Here is a 7,609-nt window from a genome sequence, read left to right as displayed (position 1 = left end):
GACCCCGTCCGCCACTATGCCGGATCGGCGGAGGCGGGCCTGAAGGACTGGGTTCCCAACCTGACCCGCACGGTGGTCGTTCCGGGCGCGGGTCACTGGATCCAGCAGGAGCGCGCCGATGAGGTCAATGCCCTGCTGCTGGAGTTTCTGACTTCATTACCCCTCTCCCGTCGGGAGAGGGCTTGAGCGCACGGCGGTTTCGCCGCCGTTCTGGCGCGAAAGGGTGAGGGGGAAGAGCGGACCCTCATCCGTCTCGCTGCGCGAGCCACCTTCTCCCGCCGGGAGAAGGAAGAATCAGGACGCCTTCTCCAGCCGCTCTCTCACATCGGCGATGATCTCAAGTCCGCGTATCCGGGCGGTGTTGTCGAACATCATGCCGGTGACCATCAACTCATCCACCTTGGTCAGGGCGATGAAGTCGGCGATCTGTTTCTGAACCGTCTCTGGCCCGCCGACGGCGGAATAGACCAGACGGCTCTTGGCGCTTTCGATCTGTTGCGGAGTCAGGATGGCCTCGATGTCATCGACGGGCGGCGGCAGCTTGCCGGGCTTGCCTGAGGTCAGGCGGGCAAAGCTTTGCTGCATGGAGGTGGACAGGCGCTTGCCTTCCTCGTCCGTATCGGCGGCGAAGACATTGATGGCGGCCATGGCGTGGGGTTTGGCCAGATGCTCGGACGGCACGAACTGGCGGCGATAGAGCGCCAGCGCCTCCAGCAGCAATTCCGGCGCGAAATGGCTGGCGAATGCGTAGGGCAGGCCCAACTGGCCGGCCAACTGGGCGCTGAACAGGCTGGAGCCCAGCAGCCAGATCGGCACGCGCAGCCCGGCGCCGGGTACCGCGCGGACAGGCTGGTTCTCAGCCGCCGGTTCGAACCACTGGATCAGTTCGACCACGTCGCGCGGGAACTGGTCGGCGCCCTCGAAATAGCGGCGAAGCGCGCGCGCTGTGGCGCCGTCCGTGCCGGGCGCGCGGCCCAGTCCCAGATCGATGCGGCCGGGGTGCAGCGTCTCCAGCGTGCCGAACTGTTCGGCGACGACCAGCGGAGCATGATTGGGCAGCATGATCCCGCCTGATCCGACGCGGATGCGCTCGGTTCCCGCCGCCACATGGCCGATGACCAATGCAGTCGCCGCACTGGCGATGCCGGGCATATTGTGGTGCTCAGTCAGCCAGAACCGCTGGTAGCCCAGACGGTCGGCGGCCTGAGCCAGTGACAGGGTTTCATCGAGCGCGCGGCGGGCGTCGCCGCCTTCGACGATGGGCGACAGGTCGAGGACTGAGAACGGGATCATGGCCGTTAGATCGGGGCTGGCCGCGTCGGTTCAAGGGGAACCGCAACTGCAGCGGCGACTTTAAACTGAAACCCCTAATCCAGACCGAAAAGGAGCGCCGTGATGACCGATCAACCACCGCCCGCCGAGCGCGAGGGCCAGGATGCGCTTGAGGCCGCCGAAATGGGCGAAAAGCCGGACCGGGGCCACAAGGCCGATACGCTGATCGACGCGCTGGACGGATCGGACTCGGGTTCGGACACGCGCGCCGGGTCGCTGCGCGGCGGGTCCGCGAGCGGATCGGACGATGATCCTGATTCGGCGGTGATCAATGCGCGACTGGCCGAAGAGGGGCGCGAAGCCGCCGATCCCGACTCGCCATCCAACGCCGGGCCGGATGGGCTGGAAGGCACGGGCCGTCGATTTGACGGCGACGGCGGTGATCCGGCAGAGGGGGCGAGAGGCGACGACTGACGTTCGCGCCTTGCTGCCGCCGCATGGAGGCGCCACGGTGCGCCTTCGACTATCGAGCCCAAGGGAAATAACGCCCGATGATACGCCGTCTGGCGGTTTCGACCGCCGCAGTTCTGTTTTGCGTAGCCGGTTGCAGCGACCGTGCGGACAAGCCTGAAACGTCTTCCGACGCTGCGCTGAACGCCCCGACCGCCGCCCCCGCGGCTTCGGACATGACGACGCAACCGGAGACGGGATCGGGCGTGGCGGCTGCGCCTTCGGCGGCGACAGTGACGCCTGCCCTGCCGGGCGCACCAGCCTATGCGGCCCTGTATCCTGGCGCGGAGCTGGACGGGCGGCCCGCCATCGGCGCAGGCGACGCAGGCGCGGGCGGGCTTGTCACCTTCCGCACTTCCGCCAGCCCTGACGAGATCGTCGCCTTTTACAAGGAACGCGCCGAAGCGGCGGGCATGCGTTCGGTCATGGGTCTTAACCAAGGCGACGCCCGGGCCTATGGCGCGGCGGGCGAGGCCAATGACGGGCCTCGGCTTCAAGTCGTGGCGGCGCCGGGCGATGGCGGAGCCACCTCGGTTCAGTTGACCTGGAGCGAAGGCCAGTGAGCCGCCGCAGCCCGGTCGGCCTGTTGGGCGCGGCGGGGCTGCTGATGGTCATGGCCGCCTGCGCGCCGGCTGAGAATCGCGCGCCCAAACTGACAGAGGTTTCGACCGGCTATCTGGCGGCGGGTGATCTGGCGCGGCTGGCCGATGCGGTTCCGCCCCCGCCTGCGTCAGGCTCTGAGGTTGATGTGGCGGACAAGGCGACGTCCGCGCGGTATCGGGCGTTTGAAGACAGTGATCGCTGGCTGCTGGCCACCTCGCACGCGGAACTGCGTCCGCCGCTGGCGCTGCAGCATTTCGATTGCGCCCTGGGCGTTCGCTTCGGTTCGGCCGAAACGCCGAACCTGGATCGGGTGATGGCGCGCGTTTTCCATGACGCCGAGAGCGTTGCGGAACAGGTGAAGCGTCGCGCGGCGCGGCCCCGTCCCGTGGGCGATGATCCTGAGCGCCGGGCCTGCCAGGTCGTCAGCGAGGCCGGTCGTAAATCCGCTTCCTATCCGTCCGGTAGCGCCGCCGTCGGTGCAGCCTATGGCGAAGCCTTCGCTGCCATCGACCCGTCGCGGGCCGAGGCCGTGCGTCGCATCGGCCATGAGATCGGCGTCAGCCGCCTGGTCTGCGCCATGCACTATCCCAGCGATGTCGCCACGGGCGAAGCCATAGGCAGGGCCGCGACCGCACAAGCCGTCGCCACACCGGCTTTCCAGGCCGATCTGGCGGCTGCGCGGGCTGAGCTGGCCGCCGCGCGCGCAAAGGGGCTGACCAATCCTGGTTGCGCCGCCGAGCGCGCCGTCTTGCCAACCGTCCTGCCCTAGAATGTTCGGGCTGCTGGCGGCTTTGGCCGTGCAGGTTGCTGACCCATTCCCGGCTGCTCGGGCCTGCACAGCCGCTGAAATCCGAGACCTGACGACGCCGTCTGATCGGCCCTATCGGCTGATGTGTCGGGCGCAGCTTGCAGGGGCGGCTGTGCGTCGCCGGGTGTTGATCGAAGGACCGGAAGCCTCAGGCGTTGAACTGGACTGCGGAGGCGGCCGCATCGAACAGCCGGGAACGGCGGGCCCGCGCAATCCCACAGTGGCCATCTGGTCGCGGCGTGACGGCGATGACTGGCGGCGTCCTGCCGCGGTCGGCCTCAGCAACTGCACGGTGGTCGGCAATATCCGCATCTGGGGCATGGGCGCAGGCGGATCGATGCGTGATCTGCTGGTCTCATCCCGCACGGCGGATCACACGCGAGCGGCTCAGGCGGCGGCGCCGCAGAATGTGACGCTGGACCGCATCCGGTTCGAGGCGACAGGGACGATCCCTTTCTATGTCGGGCCGGGAGTGTCGGGAACGCAACTGGTCGGCTCGACCTTCACGGGTCGCTCCACCTCGACCGCCGTCTATCTGGACGCCGAGAGCCGGGGGGCGGACATCCGCGACAACCGCTTCAACATCCGTACGGGGCGCGAACAGATCGCCGTGGATGGTTCAGCCTATAACCAGATCACGGACAACCGCTTTGCCTTGGCCGGGCGCGGCGGGGTCTTCCTGTATCGCAACTGCGGCGAGGACGGCGTGATCCGGCATCAGACGCCGTCCTATAATCAGATCACCGGCAACATCTTCACCGGCGCCAACTGGCTGCGGCCCCAGACGGTGGTGGTCGGGTCGCGTGAGGGGCGCCGACCCTATTGCGCTGCGGATGCAGGCTATCCATTCGGCTCAAGCGCTGATGACGGCGATGGGGCGACCCACAATCGGGTCGCCGACAACCGCACTGAATAGCCGTCTGAACAGGCTCAGCCCGCCGCCCGCACTGCCGCCGACACGTCCGACACCACCCGTTTGACCAGAGCTTCGTCGTCGCCCTCGGCCATGACGCGGATCAGTTTTTCGGTGCCGGATGGGCGCACCAGCAGGCGGCCCGAGCCGTTCAAGGCGGCCTCAGCATCCGCGATGGCGGCCACGACGGCGTCGTTCTCCAGCGGCTTGCCAGCGTTGAAACGGACATTCTCCAGCAATTGCGGTACGGCGTCGAACTGATGGGCCAGTTCGCTCATCGGCTTGCCGGATTCGACCAGGACGGCCAGCACCTGCAATGCCGCCATCAGGCCGTCGCCGGTCGTGGCGTGGTCACGCAGGATGATATGGCCCGACTGCTCGCCGCCAATGTTGAAGCCGCCTTCGCGCATCCGCGCCATGACATAGCGGTCGCCGACCTTGGTGCGCTCCAGCGACAAGCCCTCGGCCTTCAGGCGCCGCTCCAGCCCCAGATTGGACATGACGGTGGCGACCACGCCGCCGCCGGTCAGCAGGCCGCGCTTGGCCCAGTCCAGTCCGACCAGGGCCATGATCTGATCGCCGTCCACGACCTGACCCTTTTCATCACAGATGATCAGCCGATCCGCATCGCCATCCAGCGCGATGCCGATGTCGGCGCGGTAGCGTTTGACCGCCTCGGACAGGGTCGCAGGATGGGTCGACCCACACTCCGCGTTGATATTGACGCCGTTCGGCTCCACGCCCACGGGGAAGACCTCGGCGCCCAGTTCGAACAGGGTGGTTGGCGCGACCTTGTAGCCCGCGCCATTGGCGCAATCGACGGCGATGCGCAGGCCCTGCAGGCTGAGCCGTTTGGGGAAGGCCTGTTTGGCGATCTCGATATAACGGGCCTGGGCGTCGTCGATCCGTCTGACGCGGCCCAGCTTGTTCGACGGGGCCAGATCCTGATCCAGACCGGCGTCCATCAGGGCCTCGATCTTCAGTTCAATCTCGTCGGACAGCTTGTAGCCGTCCGGGCCGAACAGCTTGATGCCGTTGTCGGCATAGTCGTTGTGCGAGGCTGAGATCATCACGCCCAGATCGGCCCGCATCGACCGCGTCAGCATGGCCACGCCCGGCGTCGGCACGGGACCGAAGGTGCGCACATCCATGCCGACCGAGGCGAAGCCCGCGACCAGGGCTGGTTCGATCATATAGCCGGACAGGCGGGTGTCCTTGCCGATCACCACCAGGTGACGTCGGTCGTCGCTGGTGCGGAACAGCTTGCCCGCAGCCAGGCCGACGCGCAGGGCGATTTCCGCCGTCATCGGATAGGTGTTGGCCCGACCGCGCATGCCGTCGGTGCCGAAGTATTTTCTGTCGCCCAAGGTCTGGGTCCTTTTGTTTCGGGTAACGTTCCGAAACCCCTTTTTTGATGCAGCGCGCCTTAAGATTGCATAGACGGCCAATGGGGCTTGGTCTGTGGCTTAACCCCGGATCGCCTTCAGTGCAAAGCGGCGACCCTTTTGCGTTCTTTCGGAGCCTTTCAGACATGTGCGGCATTATCGGCGTCCTCGGCAACGGCCCTGTTGTTCCCCGTCTGATCGACAGCCTGAAACGGCTGGAATACCGCGGCTATGATTCCGCCGGTGTCGCCGCAATGGTCGACGGCTCGGTCGAGCGCCGTCGGGCCAAGGGCAAGATCCGCAATCTGGAAGCCGTTCTGGCCGAAGAGCCGCTGAAGGCCACCATCGGCATCGGCCACACCCGCTGGGCTACGCACGGCGCGCCGACCACGACCAACGCCCACCCGCACAAGGCCGGGCGCGTGACCCTGGTTCACAACGGCATCATCGAGAATTTCGCCGAACTGAAGGCTGAACTGGCCGCCGAGGGTCATGTCTTTGAAAGCCAGACCGACACCGAAGTCATCGCCCACCTGCTGGACGCCGAACTGAACACGGGCCGCAAGCCGCTTGAGGCCTTCAAAGCCACGCTCGACCGGCTGACGGGCGCCTATGCCCTGGCCGTGCTGATCGACGGCGAAGACGGCCTGATCCTGGGCGCCCGTCGCGGCAGCCCGCTGGTCGTCGGCTGGGGCGACGGCGAGATGTATCTGGGTTCGGACGCCCTGGCGGTCGGCCCCTTCACGCAGAAGATCTCCTATCTGGAAGAGGGCGACTACGTCGCCGTGACCCGCGACGGCGCCGAAATGTTCGACGTATCGGGCCAGCCGGTCGACCGCGCCGTGGTTCAGGTGTCGGCGTCTTCGGCCATGGTCGAAAAGGGCGAGTACCGGCACTTCATGGAGAAGGAAATCCATGAGCAGCCTGACAGCGTCCAGCACACCCTGTCCGAATACCTCGATCTGGTCACCGGCAAGGTGAAGGCGCAGGGCGTCGATTTCGCCGCCATCGACCGCATCCAGATCGTTGCCTGCGGCACCGCCTTCTACGCCGGTCAGATCGGGCGTTATGCGTTCGAGAAGCTGGCTGGCCTGCCTTGCGACGTCGAGATCGCGTCCGAGTTCCGCTATCGCTCGCCCGCCGTCTCGAAGACGACGCTGGCGGTCGCCGTCAGCCAGTCGGGCGAAACCGCCGACACCCTGGCCAGCCTGACCTGGTGCAAGGCGCAAGGCCTGCCGACGGCGGCGGTGGTCAATGTCCATACCTCCTCGATGGCGCGTGAGGCCGCGGTGCTGTGGCCGACCCACGCGGGGCCGGAAATCGGCGTCGCCTCGACCAAGGCCTTCACCGCCCAGGTCGCCGCCCTTCTGGCCCTGGCCGTCGCGGCGGGCGTCGCGCGCGGCAAGATCGATGCGGCGGCTGAGGCTGAATTGGTCAAGGCCCTGTTCGAAAGCCCGCGCGTGATCTCTGAAGCCCTGCGGATGGACGAAACCATCCGCGCAGTGACGCAGGAGCTGTCAAAGGCGACGGACGTTCTGTTCCTGGGGCGCGGGCCCATGTTCCCGCTGGCCATGGAAGGCGCGCTGAAGCTGAAGGAGATCAGCTATATCCACGCCGAGGGTTACGCTGCTGGCGAACTGAAGCACGGCCCCATCGCCCTGATCGACGAAGAGACGCCGACCATCGCCCTGGCGCCGCTGGATGACGTGTTCGACAAGACGGCGTCGAATCTTCAGGAAATCGCGGCGCGCGGCGGTCCGGTCATCATGATCACGCCGGCGAACGCCCCCGATCCGCACGGCGTCGGCATCCGCCGCATCGACGCCCCCGACTGTCACCCCCTGATCGCGCCGCTGGTCTATGCCGTGCCGATGCAGCTTCTGGCCTATTACACCGCCGTCCAGAAAGGCACCGACGTCGATCAGCCGCGCAATCTGGCCAAGTCCGTCACGGTGGAGTGACAGACCACGGCGGTCTGGAGCTTACGGGTTTTAGGCCGCCGCCCGCTTGCGAATGCGGGCGATGCGACGCAGGCGCCGCCAGAACCGACCGCGCTCGGGCTCAGGATAGGGCTGCAGGTTCTCGACAAACTGCTCGGCGGACGCGCGCCAGCTGAAC

8 protein-coding genes and 1 pseudogene are annotated in these 7,609 nt (G+C 66.8%); 6 read left to right on the top strand and 3 right to left on the bottom strand.

Annotation, left to right across the window (positions count from 1 at the left end; translation table 11 throughout):
* Window positions 1-186, top strand: a 186-nt coding sequence (locus QZ281_RS09600) for an alpha/beta hydrolase (protein ID WP_292227661.1), incomplete at its 5' end; no start/stop codon positions are given.
* Window positions 187-294: 108 nt separating this feature from the next.
* Here the strand turns inward: QZ281_RS09600 and QZ281_RS09595 are convergent.
* A complete protein-coding gene (locus QZ281_RS09595; RefSeq protein WP_292227658.1) occupies window positions 295-1,293 on the bottom strand; it encodes an LLM class flavin-dependent oxidoreductase in 999 nt (332 codons plus the stop codon).
* 102 nt (window positions 1,294-1,395) lie between these two features.
* Between QZ281_RS09595 and QZ281_RS09590 the strand changes: the two genes are divergently transcribed.
* From QZ281_RS09590 to QZ281_RS09575, 4 genes are all read left to right on the top strand, one after another.
* Complete coding sequence (locus QZ281_RS09590; RefSeq protein ID WP_292227655.1) at window positions 1,396-1,746, top strand: ribonuclease; 351 nt, start codon at window positions 1,396-1,398, stop codon at window positions 1,744-1,746.
* A 77-nt stretch (window positions 1,747-1,823) separates the two neighbouring features.
* Window positions 1,824-2,345 (top strand): hypothetical protein, encoded by a 522-nt coding sequence (locus QZ281_RS09585; protein WP_292227652.1) that lies wholly within the window; start codon window positions 1,824-1,826, stop codon window positions 2,343-2,345.
* On the top strand, window positions 2,342-3,154 hold the full coding sequence (locus QZ281_RS09580; RefSeq protein WP_292227649.1) for a phosphatase PAP2 family protein: 813 nt from the start codon (window positions 2,342-2,344) through the stop codon (window positions 3,152-3,154). The genes QZ281_RS09585 and QZ281_RS09580 overlap by 4 nt, the downstream gene beginning before the upstream one ends.
* 1 nt (window position 3,155) lies before the next feature.
* Complete coding sequence (locus QZ281_RS09575; RefSeq protein WP_292227646.1) at window positions 3,156-4,109, top strand: right-handed parallel beta-helix repeat-containing protein; 954 nt, start codon at window positions 3,156-3,158, stop codon at window positions 4,107-4,109.
* 14 nt (window positions 4,110-4,123) lie between these two features.
* Here the strand turns inward: QZ281_RS09575 and glmM are convergent, their stop codons facing one another.
* A complete protein-coding gene (gene glmM, locus QZ281_RS09570) occupies window positions 4,124-5,473 on the bottom strand; it encodes a phosphoglucosamine mutase (RefSeq protein ID WP_292227643.1) in 1,350 nt (449 codons plus the stop codon).
* A gap of 164 nt (window positions 5,474-5,637) precedes the next feature.
* Between glmM and glmS the strand changes: the two genes are divergently transcribed.
* Window positions 5,638-7,452, top strand: a complete 1,815-nt coding sequence (gene glmS / locus QZ281_RS09565) for a glutamine--fructose-6-phosphate transaminase (isomerizing) (protein ID WP_292227640.1) — start codon at window positions 5,638-5,640, stop codon at window positions 7,450-7,452.
* A gap of 30 nt (window positions 7,453-7,482) precedes the next feature.
* Here the strand turns inward: glmS and QZ281_RS09560 are convergent.
* Window positions 7,483-7,609, bottom strand: a pseudogene (locus tag QZ281_RS09560) (glycosyltransferase family 1 protein); the annotation flags it as partial.

Source organism: Brevundimonas sp. (assembly GCF_018608325.1).
Lineage (GTDB): Bacteria > Pseudomonadota > Alphaproteobacteria > Caulobacterales > Caulobacteraceae > Brevundimonas.
Note: the sequence above shows the minus strand (reverse complement) of the source record. Positions and strands in the feature narration are given on the sequence as shown.